General features: G+C 32.3%; 15 protein-coding genes. 2 read left to right on the top strand and 13 right to left on the bottom strand.

From position 1 onward, the window contains the following. Positions 1-362: 362 nt before the first annotated feature. Positions 363-821 carry a 50S ribosomal protein L9 gene (rplI, locus tag GM3709_RS11695; protein WP_066119547.1) on the top strand — a complete coding sequence of 153 codons (459 nt, stop codon included), beginning with the start codon at positions 363-365 and terminating at the stop codon, positions 819-821. A gap of 58 nt (positions 822-879) precedes the next feature. Here rplI and GM3709_RS11690 read toward each other — a convergent pair whose 3' ends face one another. After that, positions 880-2,328, bottom strand: coding sequence for an ATP-dependent DNA helicase RecQ (locus GM3709_RS11690; RefSeq protein ID WP_082712989.1), 1,449 nt, complete (start codon positions 2,326-2,328; stop codon positions 880-882). 264 nt (positions 2,329-2,592) lie between these two features. On the opposite strand from GM3709_RS11690, the gene GM3709_RS11685 reads away from it, so the two are divergent. Beyond that, entirely contained in the window at positions 2,593-3,510 is a 918-nt protein-coding gene (locus GM3709_RS11685) for a bifunctional 2-polyprenyl-6-hydroxyphenol methylase/3-demethylubiquinol 3-O-methyltransferase UbiG (protein WP_066119543.1), read from the top strand. Positions 3,511-3,613: 103 nt separating this feature from the next. On the opposite strand, the gene GM3709_RS11680 is transcribed toward GM3709_RS11685, so the two are convergent. From GM3709_RS11680 to GM3709_RS11630, 12 genes are all read right to left on the bottom strand, one after another. Next, positions 3,614-5,299 (bottom strand): Gldg family protein, encoded by a 1,686-nt coding sequence (locus GM3709_RS11680; protein WP_066119541.1) that lies wholly within the window; start codon positions 5,297-5,299, stop codon positions 3,614-3,616. Between the two features lie 532 nt (positions 5,300-5,831). Beyond that, positions 5,832-6,767, bottom strand: coding sequence for a metal ABC transporter solute-binding protein, Zn/Mn family (locus tag GM3709_RS11675; RefSeq protein WP_082712988.1), 936 nt, complete (start codon positions 6,765-6,767; stop codon positions 5,832-5,834). Positions 6,768-6,910: 143 nt separating this feature from the next. Then, entirely contained in the window at positions 6,911-9,226 is a 2,316-nt protein-coding gene (locus GM3709_RS11670; protein ID WP_066119539.1) for a glycosyltransferase family 4 protein, read from the bottom strand. A gap of 36 nt (positions 9,227-9,262) precedes the next feature. Beyond that, positions 9,263-9,889 (bottom strand): hypothetical protein, encoded by a 627-nt coding sequence (locus GM3709_RS11665; RefSeq protein ID WP_066119537.1) that lies wholly within the window; start codon positions 9,887-9,889, stop codon positions 9,263-9,265. 105 nt (positions 9,890-9,994) lie between these two features. Next, entirely contained in the window at positions 9,995-15,097 is a 5,103-nt protein-coding gene (locus GM3709_RS21095; protein WP_071828041.1) for a CmcI family methyltransferase, read from the bottom strand. Positions 15,098-15,132: 35 nt separating this feature from the next. Next, on the bottom strand, positions 15,133-16,254 hold the full coding sequence (locus GM3709_RS11655; RefSeq protein ID WP_066119535.1) for a DegT/DnrJ/EryC1/StrS aminotransferase family protein: 1,122 nt from the start codon (positions 16,252-16,254) through the stop codon (positions 15,133-15,135). 201 nt (positions 16,255-16,455) lie between these two features. Then, on the bottom strand, positions 16,456-16,617 hold the full coding sequence (locus GM3709_RS21880) for a CmcI family methyltransferase (protein WP_197671900.1): 162 nt from the start codon (positions 16,615-16,617) through the stop codon (positions 16,456-16,458). Further along, complete coding sequence (locus tag GM3709_RS11650) at positions 16,614-16,841, bottom strand: type II toxin-antitoxin system HicA family toxin (protein WP_066119533.1); 228 nt, start codon at positions 16,839-16,841, stop codon at positions 16,614-16,616. The genes GM3709_RS21880 and GM3709_RS11650 overlap by 4 nt, the downstream gene beginning before the upstream one ends. Continuing rightward, on the bottom strand, positions 16,834-17,058 hold the full coding sequence (locus tag GM3709_RS11645) for a type II toxin-antitoxin system HicB family antitoxin (RefSeq protein WP_066119531.1): 225 nt from the start codon (positions 17,056-17,058) through the stop codon (positions 16,834-16,836). Before GM3709_RS11645 ends, GM3709_RS11650 begins: the two co-directional genes overlap by 8 nt. Positions 17,059-17,182: 124 nt before the next feature. Beyond that, on the bottom strand, positions 17,183-17,965 hold the full coding sequence (locus tag GM3709_RS11640) for a cephalosporin hydroxylase family protein (RefSeq protein WP_066119529.1): 783 nt from the start codon (positions 17,963-17,965) through the stop codon (positions 17,183-17,185). Then, a complete protein-coding gene (locus GM3709_RS11635) occupies positions 17,949-18,668 on the bottom strand; it encodes a metallophosphoesterase (RefSeq protein WP_066119527.1) in 720 nt (239 codons plus the stop codon). Before GM3709_RS11635 ends, GM3709_RS11640 begins: the two co-directional genes overlap by 17 nt. Then, on the bottom strand, positions 18,649-19,632 hold the full coding sequence (locus tag GM3709_RS11630) for an ATP-grasp domain-containing protein (protein ID WP_071828108.1): 984 nt from the start codon (positions 19,630-19,632) through the stop codon (positions 18,649-18,651). Before GM3709_RS11630 ends, GM3709_RS11635 begins: the two co-directional genes overlap by 20 nt. Positions 19,633-19,643: the final 11 nt, after the last annotated feature.

The following is a 19,643-nucleotide window of genomic DNA, read 5'->3' as shown; positions in this document are numbered from 1 at the left end:
CAAGAGACAATAAAAAAAGTACGTCATAATTGTAAAAAACGCTATATCATTCTTATTTAAGACTTTTATCAATTATTATTATTATTTTTCTCCTTATTTCCTCTTCTTCTCTTCTTCAACAATTTTCTAACGTTTCACTCAGTTAGTTTTAAGCCAAGACGTATTTGAAGTTTCATTTGATTTTGTAGTAAATATTCTTGTACTCTCATCTTCATCAGTAAATCTAAATGAATTTGTTGGTTATTATGCACTTTGCTATTAGAAAAAAATTTCTAATTCCCAATTAATCTTCCTATGGTATAATAATAGTTTGTGACTAAATATGCTAATTATAAAAAATTCCCTATTAAACAGAGGTAGATATGGCAAAAAAATTACAGCTATTATTAAATAAAGATGTTAATAAGTTGGGTAAAAGAGGTGACTTAGTCGATGTTGCACCCGGTTACGCCCGTAATTATCTTGTTCCCCAAGGCTTTGGCGTGTTAGTAACTGAAGGTATTTTACGCCAAGTTGACCAAAGAAGAGAAAAAGAAAGACAACGTTTATTAGCTATTTTAGAAGAAGCTAAATCTCGTAAAATTGCTTTACAAACTATCAATAATTTCGTAATTCGTAAACAAGTGGGTGAACAAGATGCTATTTTTGGTACTGTTACCACTCAAGAAGTCGTTGATATTATTAAACAAAATGCTGGTTTGGAAATTGAGCGTCAAGCTATTACTTTACCCGAAATCAAAAAAACTGGCAAATATCAAGCGGATATTAAACTTCACACTGAAGTAACTGCTCAAATTACGATCGAAGTTGCACCACTTTAAGCAATCAGGAATTTCAACAATGAACAATGTACAATTGACAGTTGATAATTTTCAATAATTATTTACAGTTATCGCATCTACCACAACGAAAATTTGTCGAAGGAGAAAAGCCAAAAGCTGATAACAAGAAATGCCATCGGCAGGTTTTCGTAATTAGGTATTGATGAGTTTGGTAAGTTAATTTTTTTTGTTGATTAATAAGAGATTGTATTGACTGATGGGTTTTTTTTGGGGTTAACTGATATTGAGAAGTATCAATCCACTGCAATTGTTCACTACTATTAAGAATAGATAAATATAGTTGATAGTTAGGATTGTTAAATTTTCTCGATAATTCTTCAATATTTCCTTTTATGGGTATTTGCTTTAAAAATTCTTCTGCTTGTTGATAAAGTTTAATTTGTTGGTTTAAAAAATACTCTCTCCTTTGCTTATCTTCGGGATTTAACCAACCACTTGCTTCGCTAATCAGAGTAACTGCTTCCGTTAGTTTTCCGTCTCTGCCACCCCTTCCTATTTCTTGAATATACTCCGACAACAATAATGGAGCTTGGTAATGAAAAATCCATCTAAGATTGCTTTTATTTATTCCCATACCAAAGGCACAAGTACAAACTACAAATTTTATTGTTTCCTTTAGCCAATCAGATTCTATTTTTCTGCGGATGTTGCTACCTAATCCTCCGTGATAGGGTTGATTTGGATAACCCGCTTCATTTAATAAATGAGCTAATTCTTCGCTATCTTTTCTGGTGCGTACATAAATTAAGCCACTTTCTTTCTTTTTTCTTTGGATATATTTAATTAACTCTTGTTTTCTTCCTTTTGGTGTCCAAATTGTTTTTACCTCTATCTTTAAGTTATCACGGTAAGGACTAATCAAAAATTTTTGAGGATTGATTAACTGTAAGGATTCAATGATAGTTTTTTGAGTATTTATATCGGCAGTGGCAGTAAAAGATGCGATCGGGATTTTGGTACTTGATGGTTTATAATTAAGTAAGCATGAACGAATCGTGCCTAAACGTCGATAAGCTGGACGAAAAGACTCCCCCCATTGTGCTAAACAGTGAGCTTCATCTAAGATTAAACTATTAATTTTAATTTCCCGAATGCTAATTATTTCCCAGATAGATGGTGAAAGTAAAGTTTCTGGAGACAGATAAAGTAATCTTAATTTTTCTGATTTTAAGGCAAAAAGAGTATTTTTTCGATCGAACTTACTCACCTCACTATGTAAAATACCTGCGGGTAAATTTTTTTCTCGCAACTCTTGTACTTGATTTTCCATCAAAGCCACTAAAGGAGAAATAACTATAGTTAAACCCTCTTGTAATAAAGCAGGTAACTGAAAACAAATTGACTTGCCTCCTCCTGTTGGCATAACAATTAAACAATCTTTTCCTGACAAAATAGCCATCATGATTTCTTCTTGAGGGTATCGAAAATTATCGTAACCCCAATAGTGTTTAAGAGTATTTCTTAGTTGTTGTATTTTATCCATCATCTAAATAGGGTTTGCTGTTGGGAGTCAGAAGACTACTAAAATCGAGGGTTTAAAAACATTACATTCACAAAAAAGTGTACAGTTTTAGCAATTATTACTCAAAAACTCAACATTTTTAACCTTATTTTCTTTCAAACAAGTTTGTATGTTTTATATTTAAAAAAAGTCTCAAAACTTTGAGTTTTCATTATTTTACCTAATACCTAATATCTAACACCTAATACCTAATATAATATCAATGGTTTAGTAATAAATTTAACCACAATGAAACAATTACTTAAAGATAAAATAGACCAATTTTTATTAAATGTAAAAATTCCTTATCTTTCCTTTTTAGTATTTCGTAATAAAGAGCTTGAAAAACTATCAACAGACTTAGAAAAAATCCGTCAACAACAACAAACTATTCTTGATAGATTGGGTACTAATTTTCGTTCTGAAATTGAGGTTAAAGACTCAAGAAATTTTATTAAAAAAATATCTAATTTTGAAGTAAAAATTACACCATTTAATAATTATCCTTATACTTTTATTACAGTAAAAAATAATCAAGATTTTTTTGAAGAAAAACTATTATATGGTCATTTAGGGTTAGCAAAATTAATTACAGAATATGAATTTAATAATATTTTAGATATTGGCTCTCGTAATGGTACAAGTGCAAGACTATTTTCTTTTTTAGGTAAAAATGTAACTACCATAGAAATGTCAGAAGATTTTAAAGCTGATTATGCTGGGGATTATTTAGAGGTTTCTTTTCCACAAAAATTTGATGCTATTTGGTGTAGTCATGTTTTAGAACATCAAAGAAATATTGGTATTTTTTTAGATAAAATATATAAGGATTTAAAAGAAGATGGTATATTAGCTATTACTGTTCCTTCTTCTTTATGTCCTTTAATGATTGGACACCCTAATATTTTTACCCCATTACATTTAATTTATCATCTAATATTATCAGGTTTTAATTGTCAAAATGCCAGAATTAAATATTATGATTGGCAATACACAATTTTATTGCAAAAAAAGAGTAATGGTATCAAATCTATTAGTTTAGCTTCTACTCATTATCCTGATTCAACTCCCATCGCTTTAGTAGAAAATTTATTAGATTATTTTCCGTTAAAAGTACCTGAAAATGGTCATATTTGGGGAGAAATAGAGTCTTTAAATTGGGATTAAATAATAGTGAATGGAGAATTGAAAAGATTATTTAGGGTTTACTGTTGGAAATCAGAAAGCGATAAAAATCAATTGATAATTGTCAATTGTACATTGTTCATTGTTATCGACTTCTTTGCCACCATGTGACGATCGCAACAATAAAACCCAAAGCTGGTATAATAATGAGGGCTAACCAATTAATCAGATTAGCTTGTAAACTACTAAAGTTAATTCTACGATTAGTAGGCTCTTTTGGACTAATAGATAGAATAGTGTCATCTTGATTACCCAACCATGACACGGTATTAACAAATAAGTCACCGTTAAGTTGTTGCTGAAACCAGCCATCAGTGGCAAAGTTTGCATTACCCATTACTACCATTTTAGTTTCTGGGGGTTTTTCTCTTTTCACCATCGGTTGATTTTCCCCTTGGGGCGTTTTCATGGTGGGAGGAGAAGGTAAGTTATCTTCTTCTTTTAATGGTTGTGAAATCTCTGTTTCTTCTGATTTATCATTTTCTGTTTTTAAAACTTGTTTTTGCGGTTTTAAAGTTTCACTGAGGGCATTTTTGTGAACCAATGCAACCCCTATATTTAATGGACTGGGCAAATCTTCAGTGGCAGAAAATTCAACGGTTTCTCCTTCAGGATTACTTTCTCCCCAAGTTTGGTTATTGGTAATGAGTAGGGGGGTGGCGGTGATATTTTCTTTTGAATCGCTTATGATAGCTCTAGCCCAAGGAAAAAGGGTGATAGAATTATTAAAATCTTGAGTGATAGGGTGTTTACCATATTCTACCACGATCGTAATCGAAGGGCCTAAACCAAAAACATCTCCAGTACCGGAAGCATCTATTACTAATCGATCGTCAAATTTAACACCCCATTGGTTTAAAATGGAATCAAGATTAACTTTAGTTTGGGCGTTATACATCAAAAATAAGTTACCGCCATCGTCTATATATTTTTGAATAATTTTTATTTCTCCTTCGAGTAATTCTTGTTGAGGGTTACTAACTATTAATACATCAGCATCGGGAGGAATTAAGGGAGAAGTGGCAAGAGTGAGAGGATTAACGATATAACCTTTATCTCTAAGAGTATTTACTGCTTGAGAAAGACTAATTTGTCCTTGCTCGATCGAAGGTTCACCATGACCTTGTAAAATATAAATAATCGGTTGTTCTGTTTGTTGAATTTTAGCAATGGCATTGGTTAATTTGACTTCGGAAAGACGATTGTCTGGGGATAAAGTTTGTACTAGCTGTTTTTTGTCTATTGACTCTAAATAAACATCTCCGGCACGAGTGACATTAAACTTTTGTGCTAGGCTAATATTAACTTGAGGATCAACAAATTGATATTGAAATCGATCGTTGTTTCTAGCATAATCTCTTAATAGTTTTCGATCGAAATCATTGGGAGGGGAATCAAAGACATACACTGTCAAAGGTTGACTTAAATTTTTAACTAACTGTTGAGATTGAGCAGATAAAGTATAGAGTTGAGTTTCGGTAAAATCGAATTTAAGTGAATATCGCAACCCTAAAAAGTTCACTAAACCGAGAATTAATAATAAAGCAACCGTGGAAATTATAGCGTTTGTTGTTGCTTCTGTCGATCGTTTTCCCCAAAAACCCTTATTCGTGTAGAGAAAGATAATTACTCCTGCCACAATAACTGCAATTCCGCCTCCCACTATCCCCATAACAAGGTTACTTAAGTTACTATTAATTTGTCCTATAATAACTCCGGCAGATATTAAAAAGATACCGAAAAAAAAGCAGTAGATAAAATATTTTTTCATACTTAAAATAATTCACTGTTTATCAATAATTAGGGGTTGCTGAAAAAGTATTTTGATGAGGGAAGGTGTTAGGTTTTAGGTTAAATAATAAAAAATCAAGGTTTTAAGGTTTTATGTAATACATATATAAATAATCTGGTTCTTAAAAAAATAAGTGAAAAATGCTAGGTTTTTGATTAATAATTGCTAAAACTGCGCACTTTTTTGTTAATGTAATGTTTTTAAACCCTTGATTTTAATAGTCTTCTGATTTATTCAGCAAACCCTAATTAAAGAGATATTTTACACAGATTTATACTTATTAACCACCTCAAGTATTTTTTGAGCATATTCTTTATCTGTGATTTGTTTAAGAGATAATCTTACAAAAATTACCCCAAAAGACGACTCATAATTTTCTATTATCTTTATGATAAGGTGTTAAGGTTAAGGTTTCTGGTTTTGAAAGAGTTTCAATACTTTTTTCTAATAATTAATGTTGACATCGATACATAAGAATTTTTACATTTATAAGGGAATTAGAGGTTGAAATTTATTCTTTAGTTAACGCCGTCACGATCGTATTTGTATTAACCTTTAACATTTTAATATAAGTGTCCGCCTCACTGCCTTTGACTCCTATTGAATCGGAATATAATTTACCTTCTGCTAACTTAACTCCAGCTTCCTGTGCTACGGTGTTAATTAAAGTAGGGTTAATAGTGGTTTCTGCAAAAATTGCTTTTACCCCAGTATTTTTGATAATTTCTACTAAATTTTTGATAGTTTGGGCACTAGGTTGTTCTTCTGTACTAATACCTATCAAAGTACCCGGAATTTCTAATCCATAAGCGTTACTATAATATTGAAAAGCATCATGACTGGTAATTAATTTTCTTTGGTTAGGTGGAATTGTGGCAATTTGAGTTTTTATCCATGAATCTAACTCTTTCAATTCGATAATTAATTGTGCTGAATTTTCTTTAAAAATAGCTTCATTTTCTGAATCTATTTCTATTAATTTATCCCTAATATTTTCTACCATAATTATAGCATTTTGGACATCCCCCCAAACATGAGGATCAGGTTTTTTTTGTCCTTTATAGTCAAAATCAAGAGGTTTTACCTTTTCTCCTACAGCTAATTTTTCTCCTTTAATTCCTGTAGATTCAATTAATTTAATGATATTTGGTTCAAGATTATAGCCATTATATAATATTAAATCTGCTTCTTCTAATGCGATCGTATCTTGGGGTACCGGCTCGTAAATATGAGGATCACTTCCAGGTTGTAAAATGCTGATATGATCAATATTCTGTCCACCAATTTCTTCAGCAAAATTAGCAATAATAGTACTGGTAGAAACAACTTGAAGTTTATGATTATTATTTATTAACTCTTGATTTTGACTGCAACCACTTAATAAAATAATTATTCCACTGATTAAACTTACATTGTTTTTGTTTTTAGGAGAAAATTTTATTTTCATTTTTCTATCATTTTATTTTCATCTTTTTTTCATAAAGTTTAACATAAATGAAGGAACAAAGAAAATTAAATTTAGGAGATGAAAAATTTTCACTCAAGACTTTCCCAAAAGACATAATAATGGCAGGAGATTTTAATTGGTTTTTAAAAAGTGTTCCATAAGGATAAATTATCTGGCATATTTTCATAAGATAAAGTAATTTTTGCGTTGATTAAACTACCTAAACTTTGCCATTGATTATCATTAAAATTAACAAAACTAATACTAATATTTTCTGATAATTCAATATCTTTTTCTAGCATTAAATTCATCGCTACTTCCGATATAAACAAACCAACTTCTTCCGCATCTGCATTATTTAGATTTACTAATAAAGTTATATTTTCTTGTTGATATATTTTAGTGAAAACTTCACTAATCGCGATCGCTAATTCTTCTTGATCTGCTGTCCAATCGGGAAAAATAACATAGTTATTACCATCTCCATTAATAGTAATTAGATCTTCAAATAATGATTGATTAACTAACTCTTGATTGTCACAATTGAGAGCAACTCTAGCAGTTATATTAGTTAATAATTTTTGCCATTGTGATTCATTTAAGTTATTTACTAGAGCAAAATCTAAAGTATTATCTAAATCTAATTCTGCCTCTAACATTAAATTCATTGCAATACCTGATAAAAATAAATTTGCATCTTCTTCAGTTATCCCAGTTGTATCAATTATCAGAGTAATTAATTCATCTAAATTATTAGAGGCTAATTGTTGAATTAAGTTACTTAATTCTCTTGTTAAAATTTCTTCATCGGTTTGCCAGTCAGGGAAAATAAGATAATTAATATTACTCAAATTAAAACTAGGTAAAGATAATTTTTGTTCTTCCAATAATAATTGATTTAACTTTTGTCTCAATACTTCTGTTGGTTTAAAATTAGGTGCATAATGATCAAGATTATTTAGAGCTTGTTGCAAAACATCAATCTCTTGTAAAAAATCAGCTACTTGGGCTAAATACCAAAATACTCGCCAATGCTTATAGCCTTTGTTAATAGCCATAATATATTGTCCCAAGGCATCTTTTACTTTTCCTTGTTTTTCTAAAACCAGTGCTGTCCAAAATCTTAAATAACCATCATCTGGAAAATAATTAAGATATTGAATAACTCCCCCTTCTCCCATACCTAAAAGAGTAGAAGAATTAGCTATTTCATCATCACTAGCAAATAATTCACTATCCTCTTGTGAGGTTAAATTTGTCATAAATTGAGGTGCAGTATCTCCTAAAGATTCAATAAAAGTTTTTGCACCACTAAACTGTGAAGGAATATCAATTACATCGAAAATTGAAACAGGTTCATCTAATAAGCTACCATCAACGGGAATACTCCAATGTCTTCTTCTTTTGGGCATTTCCATCAACTGATCATAAATAGGATTTAATTGTTTAGCGGCATTTTCTGCACCAAATATTTGACTGGCATATTCTTTGGCATTTTTGCCCAGTCGTAACCTTTCTTGAGGGTTATGATATAGATATTCTAAGGCTTGGCTATACTCTAATTCGTTCTCTACTATTAAACCTGTATAGTTATTGATAATCAACTTTTTGATGCCCCCGTGAGGAAAAACCACTGGTGGTATTCCTGCATACATAACTTCTTGTAGATTTAATTCGGCGGCGGCATAGGTATCTTCGCATAAAGGATAACCATAAACATCGAATTTAGCTATTTCGGAAGCTATCTCTTCTACAAAACCACGAAAATCAAATTTCTCAACGGCATTAAATTCTGAAGCTTGTTGTTTAAGTAATTCAATGTCACCTCCACCGCAAAGGATAAATTTAACATCGGGAATATTTGCTTTGGCACTCATAGAAATATAGTTAGGGTGCATTTTGCTAAAAGATAATGTTCCCATATAGCCAACATTAAAGCCTTCATGAGCTTGGGGTTGAATCTTTTGTACTCGATCGAAATCGGCGGCATCATATACCATGGCAACTTTTTTGTGTCTAATTTCTGGTGCTAATTGTTTCACTACAGGTAAATCGTAAGAGTGGGGATTGCAAGGAATAGCAAAATCAGCAAAATTAATTAAATCACGAGTAATTACTTGAGGTGCGTTATCTCCTGATACATGAAACCAGATCATTAATCTTAGGGGAGGTAATTCTGAATGTAAGAAAGAAAACATCTGAGGATTATTCCAGTAATGAATATGTACTAAATCCGCCGACGCAATAATCTCATTTCTTTCTTGTTCGTTTTCGTAGTCTAAAAATTCCATTCCTGCTTGTTGAGCTAACTCTATGGCATCTGGAGTTGCTTTTTTGAGAGAAATAACTTGATGATGAAATTGGTTGTCTAAACGGGTAGAATATTTAGAAATGGCGATCATCGATCGAGCCGCACCACCTAAAGAAAGAAAATCGATAATATGTAAAACTTTAATCATATAAAATAAGTTAAATTTTTGTTGTAATTTTAAGTGCTAATTGTTTCCTGTTTCTAGTTTTCCCAAAATAATCAAACTTTCTAAATCTTCTACTGCCGTGGGTAAATAAGTTTGAATAATTTTTTTGATTTTAGTTAATTCTTTTTCTTCTGCTAAACCCAACATTCTGCTTACGTCTGCTAAATCTTGAGTGCGACTTGCAGATAATTTCATTAATATTAAATATGGCAAAGAGATAATTGGTAAACTATCAGGTGAATAATTTGGCCGGGCGATCGCATCTTTTACCCATTCGTCTTCCCCTTCTAAAACATCCAATGAGGTATGATCTGATAATTGCCATTGGCTACCTGCAATACTTAAATTTCCTATTTTCTTCGCTCCAGCACTTTTTAAATCTTGATAAATAAGTTCAGAATCTTCTGCTTTGATAAGAATATCAAGATCTAGGGTCATTCTTTCTGGCATATACATTCTGGTTGCAACACCATCAATAATTACAAAAGGGACTTGTTTTAAAACTGAGTTTAAATTATTCACTGGATAAGTCCAAGTACGTTCATGTAAAAATGCTGAACTACTACCACTACCTGATTTTACTCGCTTTTTAACCAACGTGAGAAAAAATCTTCTTTTTTGTGCAGATAAATCTTGAACTAACATAACTTATAAATTTATATTATTTTACAGTGCAAATATTTCAGCTAAAATAGATAAAAGTTACTCTTAATAAGTTATCCTCCATGACTGTTTTTTTTGTGAATAATTTTAAGGTTTAATTGCCTCCATAAATAATGAGTCACTTTTGCGCACTCGTCCATCAGGCAATACATCTAAATGATAAGTATTAAAATCAATAATTCTTGATTCATCGGCTCGACAAACTTTCACATCAACAAAACCGACTGTTTCTAGTAAAATTCTTAAAGAATATCGATCGTACATCCATTGATGCACCTCTCCTCCTTGTCTAAATTGACCTATTTGTGTAGGATTTAATTGAGCTAAAGATACATAGGGAAAATTTCTACCTTTAAAGGCATTGATTAACATTTCACCTTCAACCCCAAATCGCTCAATAATAAATTTTTCGTTGGGTATAGGATTTTGGGCTAAATACCGCTTCATATCTCCCCCCGATTCATTTCTAACAACCTGATCATACATTTCTAACATGAGCCAATTATAGTTATCAGCATCTTCTTTTGAGCCTTCAAGGGCTTTTTCGAGGGATGTTAAATATAATCGGACAATTTGTTCTAAGTTTGGAATAACGACTCGAATAATACCCTTTGATTGTAAAACTCGATAACATTCTTGTAAGAAGGGTTGGGCTTCATTTTTTGGCAAATGTTCTAATAAGTGAGAATGATAGACAACCTCAAAACTATTGTCAGGGAAAGGAATTCCTTTGAGTAAATTATGGGCAATAACCCCCTCTCCTGTTCGGTAAAAATCAATATTTGTCCAATCAGGATGAAAACAACTACCACAACCTAAATTAAGCCATATTCTCTTACTGATAGATTGTTGATTTTGGATGAAGTTAAGAGGAGTTACTTCCGATTTAGCAAACCATACTCCTGTACTATCAATAACATTTAAGTTAAATTTCAGGTTATTTTGTTGTTGAAATTCCGTAATGGCTTGGCGACATCCTTCCCAGAATCCATAGTCATCTATTTGTATATAACCATAGGGGGAAATACGATCGTATAGATTATTAATAATCGCTTGAGTTGAGGAATACCAATCACCATCCATGTGCAAGAAAGCAATTACACCTAATTGATCTCGCATTTTGGGTAATGTATCCTCAAAATAACCTTTAACAAGATGAAGAATATCAAAAGAACCCAATTTATTACAAATTTCTGTCACACTATCTTCAGGTGCCGCACAAGTACCTGTACTCCATCCAGTTAACTCCGCAGGAATACCGCTAGATTTATCTTTATCTGTGGGAGTTGGCATTCCTTCAAAAGAATCAAAGGCATATATTTGACGAGGTTGTTTTGTATAACGTTTAACGATCGCAGAGATTAAGCCCGTTGAACCCCCACCGGCAACACCACACTCGACAAAATTACCTGATATATTTTCAAGACAAACCCGTTTTACTAAGGTAAATAACGAATATAATCGAGCTTCACTGAGCATGGTGTAAGGTTGAATTTCTTGATATAATTCTTGAAATTCTGAGTCTTGAATTTGACGAGCAACAAATTGAGGATATTGTTTTAATAATTGTTCAAGAAGTGTTTTTGCTTGATTATTGTCAGGAAAATAGCGTAATTCTTCATAGAGAGATTGAATAGAAGAAGGAGGTTGTTTTATGTGTAAAAAACATTTTGCCCTCAAATAATCTAATCCTAAAATCGGTTGTTTTTTGGCTTTAGCTTCATTCAGAATTTTAAAGGCTTCTTCTACTATTCCATTATTAAAAGCCTCATTAGCCTTGTAAATAAAATTATTACTTAAGTCTAAACCTTTGGACTCTAAAGAATTTAAAGGTTGAATATTAGCAGAAGTTAATTTTTTCAGATAGCCATTGGTTGCCCAAGTTAAGTTATAACCAAAAAAGTCGCAATAATCACCATCAATTTCATATTCACTATTATGATTTGCTAAAAAAGTTTTTAAGGCTTGATGAGGGCCACTACTATAAGATTGATCTTTAACTATATCGGAAATGATACCATCTTCAATCACAATATATTCATCTCGATCGAGATAAGGATGGAAAAATTCTAAAACGGCTTTACTGGTTTGATAGGAATGATCAGCATCTTCGATAACTAATAAAGGACGTGGTAATTTTTGTAAAAAATCAGGACTAAAAGTTTCTTGTAAATTTTGTCCATCTCCTTCTAAAAAAGTTACTCTACCATGAGAATATTTAGTCACTTTCACAATATCTACAGAGTAAATATGACCATCTATTTTAAAATTATCAAATAAATCCCCAAACCATATCGCACTCCCTCCACTTTTAGATCCTATTTCGATAATAGTACGGGGTTTTAAATTCCAAATTAGTACAGGATAAATAGCAAAATCAAAAGGGTTTTTTTGTATCGGTACACCACTATAAGAATAATTATGCAAACTATTTTGAATTGACATCATTAAATCATAAGGTAATGATGTTCCCCATGTTCTTTGATTATTAGGAATTTTCTCTTTTTTGGGTTTAATTAATGCCTTTGTTAAAGAGGTAACTTGTTCTCTTGCTTGTGGGTGATTAGGGTTATATTTTAATTCTAATTCGGCGGCTTCTAATGCTTCTTCATATCGAGCAACAGCACTATTAAAAACGGATCTTAAATAGTGTAATCCCGTGATAAAAATGCCTAAAGAAGCTGCTTTTTCTCCCAACCGTAACGCTTTAATTCTTTCTCCTTGATTAAAATAATTTAAAGCCTGATTAAGTAATTGTTGAACTTCCTTTTCTGATTCTTGACTAAGTTCTTTTAATAGTTGTTGAGCTTTAAGATGATCAGGTTTATTTAGTAATAATTGATTCAGAGAATTTTTAGCATCATAGATATAACCTAATCGTATCTCTGCTAAAGCTTTAATATAAAAATAATTCAGATTATTCTCATTATTAGAGTTAATAATATTGATAACTTCTTGATTTTTGTTATTGTTAATTAGTGAGATTAATTTTTCCATTGATAAATGATTATTATGAATAACTGGTAAGACTTTTTTAATTACACCACTAAATATTGTTTCTTCAGTAAAATTATCTGCTTGAGTATTTCTAATAATAAAAGAAGGATGATTTAAAGGAAAATCTAATGCTTCCACAGCCAAATTTTCTATTTGATTGTTTTGTGTAGTTGTATGAGTACCGGAACTAAAACCAATATTAGAAACTAAATTAACATTAGGTAAAATTGTTAAGCCATTATTTGCCCATAGAGTAAATAACCAAATATAATCCCAAGTATTAAAACCATCATAAACCAACTGAAATATTCTTGACCAATAAGTAACGGCTTGATCATTTTCTAATACATCTTTTAACCAGTGATTATCTCTTAATTGTGGCCACAGTTGCATTGATTGATCATTTTTTATCCATGCACGTCGCCAAGTTGCCCATCCCCAAATATGCCCATAGCGAGAGAAATAATAACTATATTCGGTTCTTTTGTGTCCGAATTGGAAGTTATCCCCCGAAATCATCATAATGCGTTCATCATCACGATATTTTTCTAATAATTCTTGACAATAACGGAAAAAAGTCGAATGGGGCAGACAGTCATCTTCTAAAACGATCGCTTCTTCTACTTGCTCAAATACCCAATCTAAACCACTACCAATCCGTTTTCGACAACCCAAATTAACATCTGAATAATTGGTTAAAATCTCACACTCCCAATCCACTTGATTAATAATTGCCCTTGCATCGGCACATTTTTCTGCTTCTCCCCCTTCATCAACCCTCGCACCATCTGCAACCACTAATAATTTAGTCGGTTTTGCTTCTCTAATTACTTCAAATACTCTCGCAGTTGTTTCAGGGCGATTGAAGATAAAAAAAGCAACAGCAGTTGTTAATTGCCAATCATCTGTAATTTTCTGAATTGGTTGAGTTATTTGATCATTAGAGAAATTATTGAGATATGCTTTAACTAAGTTTTCACTTATGTAATACTCTCCCGAAGAATTAAGATAAGGAATTTTATTATTCATAATTGCAGAAGCTAGTATTACAGCTTGAGAAACATCAACAATATTAAACTTCCGACAATTGATAATCAGTCTTATAATTGTTTCCTGATTTTTGATTAATCCTTCATAGATTTTTATTTCCTCAGATGTGACTTTCTTTGTAATATTTTTCAGATCTGGAAAAGTGTATTTAGATAAATTAACCTGCCATTTGTCAGCTAATTGTTGTATGTATTTCCTCTCTACATTATATTGACTAGGATTACTATTGAGATGAGATATCATTCTTTGAATTATGTACTCAATATTTAATTTTATTTCCTCATCATCAGGAAAAAATAAATCTTTGGCATATAAAAAATCACTTCCTATACCAATAATAATATTGGAACATTCTATTAGTTTAGGATGAATATATTGTTTATTTTTAGTTTTTATTTCTGTGATAAATTGATCTCTTGGTTTGGATGCTAAATCAGGAAAAGCTGATGAAATACCATTACTATATGCCGAAATTCCAGACACGGAAAGATTAATTTCCGAAAACAAATATTGATTAGAAAAGTAAGCATTAACAATACCAGAGAAGATGTCAGGAGAAAGACATTGATCAATAAAATATTTCCCATGTATTGATTGTATTTTATTTGTGAGTTTTTTAGGAATAAAAGAACTATAAATCATGGGCAAATATTCATAAGATAATTTTCCTTCATAAACGAGTTTTACTTGTTCTCTGGAATTAAATAAATAAATATTTTTTCCTAAATTGACGTATAAACTATTACGATTTTCTGGCTGAATAGCATTATCCCAATAGTAAGGCCAACGAAACCAAGTGACAATATTTATGTTGTAGTTATTAATATAGTTAAGAGCTATTTCTAACGCATCTGGAATAAGTCCATCGTCATCTCCTAAAATATTCACATAATCACCCTGAACTTTGGACAGGGATAATTCCCAATTATCTGACATTGATAATCTTTCGGACGAGCGATAATATTTTATCCTCGGATCATTAAATTCATGTACTGCTTGATAGGTTTCTTTACTGCTAAAGTTATCCATGATAATTAGCTCAAAGTTATTATAGCTTTGATTTAGTACAGTCCTCATGGCATAAGGTAAAGTTTGATGTCTTTCTCTGGTGGGAATAATTATTGAAAATAAAGGTTTGTTCATGATTTTCTGACAAAAAAATACTGTTGTTTTAATAACTATGGGATGATAAGTTTTAAATAATTACAAACATATTTAACCTGTTCTTCCGTAAGATTTAATGCTGAAGGTAAATTCAGGCCATAAGGACTAATTTTATAACTAACTACATTTTGATTTTTTTTTGAAATAACTTGAGACAAATTTTCATAAGCTGGTAATGAAGTTAAGGGATGAAAAAATGGACGACAATCAATGTTATATTCTCTCATTTTTTCAATTATGTATTGTTTAGTGAATCCTAATTTTTCGTCTAAAATAGCTGTTACCATCCAATAAGTATTTTTGGTGTTGGGAGGTTCGTAATTTAAGGTTAGGCTATCTAAATGAGCTAATTCTTTTTGATACCAACTGAAAATCTCTCTTTTGCGATCGATTAACTCCTCGATGCGTTCTAATTGTGCTAATCCTAAGGCTGATTGTAAGCTAGACATTTTATATTTGTAAGCTACTTCAGTATTATAAAACATCCTATCACCGGGGGAACGACCATGATCCCTTAAAAATAATACTCTTTCATAAATGTCTTCTATGTTGGTAACTAACATTCCCCCTTCACCTGTGGTTAGGGTTTTGGAGCCGTGAAAACTGAATACTCCTGTATGACCAAAACTACCTGCTTTTTTGCCTTGATATTCTGAACCGATCGCTTCTGCGGAATCTTCAATTACCGCTATATTATATTTTTGGGCTATATTAAGAATCCCATCCCAATCACACATTCCACCGTATAAGTCAACGGGTATAACAGCTTTAGTTTTTCGAGTGATACAACTTTCAAAGGATTCGGCGGATAAACACCACGTTTTAGGATCTATATCAGCAAAAATAGGAGTTGCACCCACATAGTTGATAGGGGCGGCACTGGCTATCCAAGTTACATCAGGTACTATTACTTCATCTCCTTCACCAATTCCTAAAGCTAATAATGATAAATGGATTGCGGATGTACAAGAAGGTAAAGAAACAGCATATTTTACCCCTAAATATTCGGCAAAACTCTGTTCAAATTTTTGAGTATAAATATTAGCGTTGCTATACCAAGCATTTGTTACAGCATCAGTAACGTAATCAATTTCTTTTTGAGTAATCCAAGGTCCTGCAACGGGTATTCTATCCATATACTTTTACTAAAATATTTTGATTTTTATGATTAAAAATAATCAATAGCTTTAATCTTTATCTTTTCTTATAGCGTTTCTTAAAAGTATGAGGTACAGTTTTTTTATCCAATTTACCATTGCCTATTCCCTATTCCCCGATACTGATAATTTTTGTACCTCATGATAACGAGAATTGCTATATATTATTTCTAAATCTGGTTATTTAATACACTTTAAATAACCGTCTGGTGCAACTGTTATTAATAATTTTGCCTCCATTTCTTTATCAATTTCAACTCGATCACAGGTTTTCAAAAATTCCCAAACGGCAGTTTTCGGATTATTCCCTTTCCCCCAAGGACGATCGCTTTTTTTATTTATAGATGGCGAATAAAATCATTTGCTGTAATTTGTGCTTGTTTAATGATACCGCTTAAAGTTCCTATTCTTAATTCTCGGTGAAGTGGTACAACACAAACAATGTCCCCTTCCGAAGTTAACTTTTTTAATACCACATGACTACCTGTTTGCCTAGATTGAACAAAGCCCATTTTTTCTAAAGTTTGAACTGCTTTTTTCCCCGAAATGATGGGTAATTTAGGCATAACTCAACTCTCCGTAAGTTACCTCCATGGTTGTTACTAATCTAGGTTGAGTTTCCAAAGATGGGCATTCTTCTAAATATAATCTAGTTGCCTCCCTCAAATTTTCGATCGCTTCTTCAATGGTTTCTCCCTGATCTACTGTGCCAACTTCCACACATTCGGCAATATACATCTTATCTTCTTTATGCAGAATTACAGTTAAAGTTTTTTTATTCATATAAAGATACTTTTGTCATAGTTTTAGAACAATCATAGTAAAACCTCAGTGATAATCAACTATTTCTACATTAAAAGCATTTCCCCCTTGCTATTCAAAGTTTTTAATCACATTTATGACTTAACTATTTTACACGCTTTAAATAACCATCTGGTGCAACTGTTATTAATAGTTTAGCCTCTATGTCTTTGTCTATTTCAAATTCTGGATGAGTTTTCAAAAATTCCCAAACGGCAGTTTTAGGATTATTCCCTTTTCCCCAAGGGCGATCGCCAAAAAATTCTTCAGGCATATCTTCAATAATGGTGTCAAAAACTACGCAATAGCTTCCCACAGAAGTTAAAGATGCATAGGCTTCTAATTCTGCTAAAACATGATCATGAGTGTGATTACTATCCAAACAGATGAGAATACGCTGATAATTGTCAGCTATCCCATACACTTCTTCCACTATCGAGGGATCAATGCTAGAGCCTTCAAGCATCTGGATGCGAGAGAACATGGGATGAGATTCAATAACAGTACGATTATGACTTCGGATATCAATGTCTATACCTAAAACACGACGTTGAGAAACTTTTGGATTTAAAGTATGCCCTTGTTCAATTGCATCACACACATCTAGTAGTGCAAGCATAGAGGCACTAAAAATTAGAGAGCCTCCATGGGCAATACCAGTTTCTATGATCAAATCTGGTTTGATTTTCCATATTAACTCTTGAATAGCTATAATGTCTTGAGGATACTGGATTATCGGGCGATCAAGCCATTTGAAGTTATAACAATAAGAACCAATAACTCCTACTTTCACCATCCAATCTAAGGAATCTTTTGGCAGTTCTGTAGCCTCACCCAGTCGCTGAATATTTTTTGTAACTTCTTTCTGAAATTTAATAATTGGATTCATCCTTATTTTCCCCTTTAGAAATAATTTCTACCTTATCAATACGACCACCAATCTGCGAGCCATTGTATAAATTTTCGTAACAAAATTCATCAAAACCAGCTTTTTTCATCGCAATAGCGGTTTTGTCAATATCATAAGCTACACGATGTAAATAAATATCACTCCCGTCCAATGTAGCATATCCTGCTCGGTAATCACCATCACGGGGCTGTCCTATAGATCCAGGATTACAATAAATTTTTTGTCCAAATTTGACAAGAGTTTGGACATGGGTATGACCGGAGAAAAGGTAATCTACATCAATTGGTATGGTTTCTCTAGAAATAGAATAGAGATATTGATCTTGATAGTTTTTTGGACCGCCATGTATAAAAAGATATGTATTTTCTTGGTATGAAATTAATGATCGCTTGAGCCAATCTAATTGTTTTTTACTGATGATTTTTTTGTGATAATCAATAATACTGGCAACTAACTTAGATCTTTCGCAGTTTGTATCAAATACGAGATAACTATCATGGTTTCCCATAATATTTATGGTATTATATTGCCGCAATAGATCAATGCATTCACCCGGTTGTGCATAGTAACCTACCACATCACCAAGTGAAACAAACCTATTACAACCTTGAGCAATTGCATCCTTAAGAACAGCCTCAAGAGCCGGTAAATTTCCGTGAATATCAGACAGAATTGCGATCATAAATTACAAAATCCTCACTGAACCGCCAAGCAATTCCTTGACGGAGATTCGTCGCTATTGGTTGTTTTCCAAACAGAAAGTAGTCTATTGACATTTCTGCTTCATTATAGCCAAATGCAGTACGTAGAGAATTACTACTGGAAAAACGTGGATTAATTTCCAACAAATAAGCAATCTCACCTTCTTTACGGAATTGATAATTGGTTGCTCCCAGTGGCTGAAATAATTTTGTTAGAAGAAAAGTATTTTTTTCGATTAATTCATCATGAATTACTTCTGCTTCTAAGGTATTTCCTGCACCCGATAATTTACGTCGAAATATAATCGGATCAAGTGATTTACCATCACCTAGCCCAAAAACACCAACGGTATATTCGTCCTCGTCTGAACCGACGATCTTTTGCAACATCCAACGACCTACTGTCTTTTTTTGCCAATAGAGAAAGTCGGTTTCGTCATAAAGACGAACAATTCCACGAGATCCTTCGCCTTGACATGGTTTGAGAAGTAGAGGCGGTGATCCCAGAAGTTTAATGGCACACTTCCAACTACTTGGCATAATGGCTGAGGGGATTCGGGAAAATCCATTTTGTTGTAGTTTCTCTCCTAATAACCATTTATCTAATGACAAGGTAATTAAATCTGGATTGTTCAAAACTATAGGTACAGTGAATTTCTCAAATAATTGACGATTTTGTAAAAGGAAAATAATATCTACTCCTAGTCCCGGAATAATTAGATCTATCTTCTCAGTCTCCAGTATTGACTTCCAAAAAGATAAATAATCAGGGTTACTTTCATTACAAAATGGTTTTCTCAAGAAAACATCGCAAAGATAAGGACCAGGGGATCGATCACTTCTATCAACGCCAACAATTCTCACAGGATATCTTGAACAACGAAGGCTTTTAATAATTCCTTGACCGATAATGGCACCAATACCAGTCACTAGCACAGTAATCATCTGGTTTTTTG

Source organism: Geminocystis sp. NIES-3709 (genome assembly GCF_001548115.1).
Classification (GTDB): domain Bacteria; phylum Cyanobacteriota; class Cyanobacteriia; order Cyanobacteriales; family Cyanobacteriaceae; genus Geminocystis.
The sequence above is the reverse complement of the archived record's forward strand: the minus strand, read 5'-3'. Positions and strand labels throughout refer to the sequence as shown.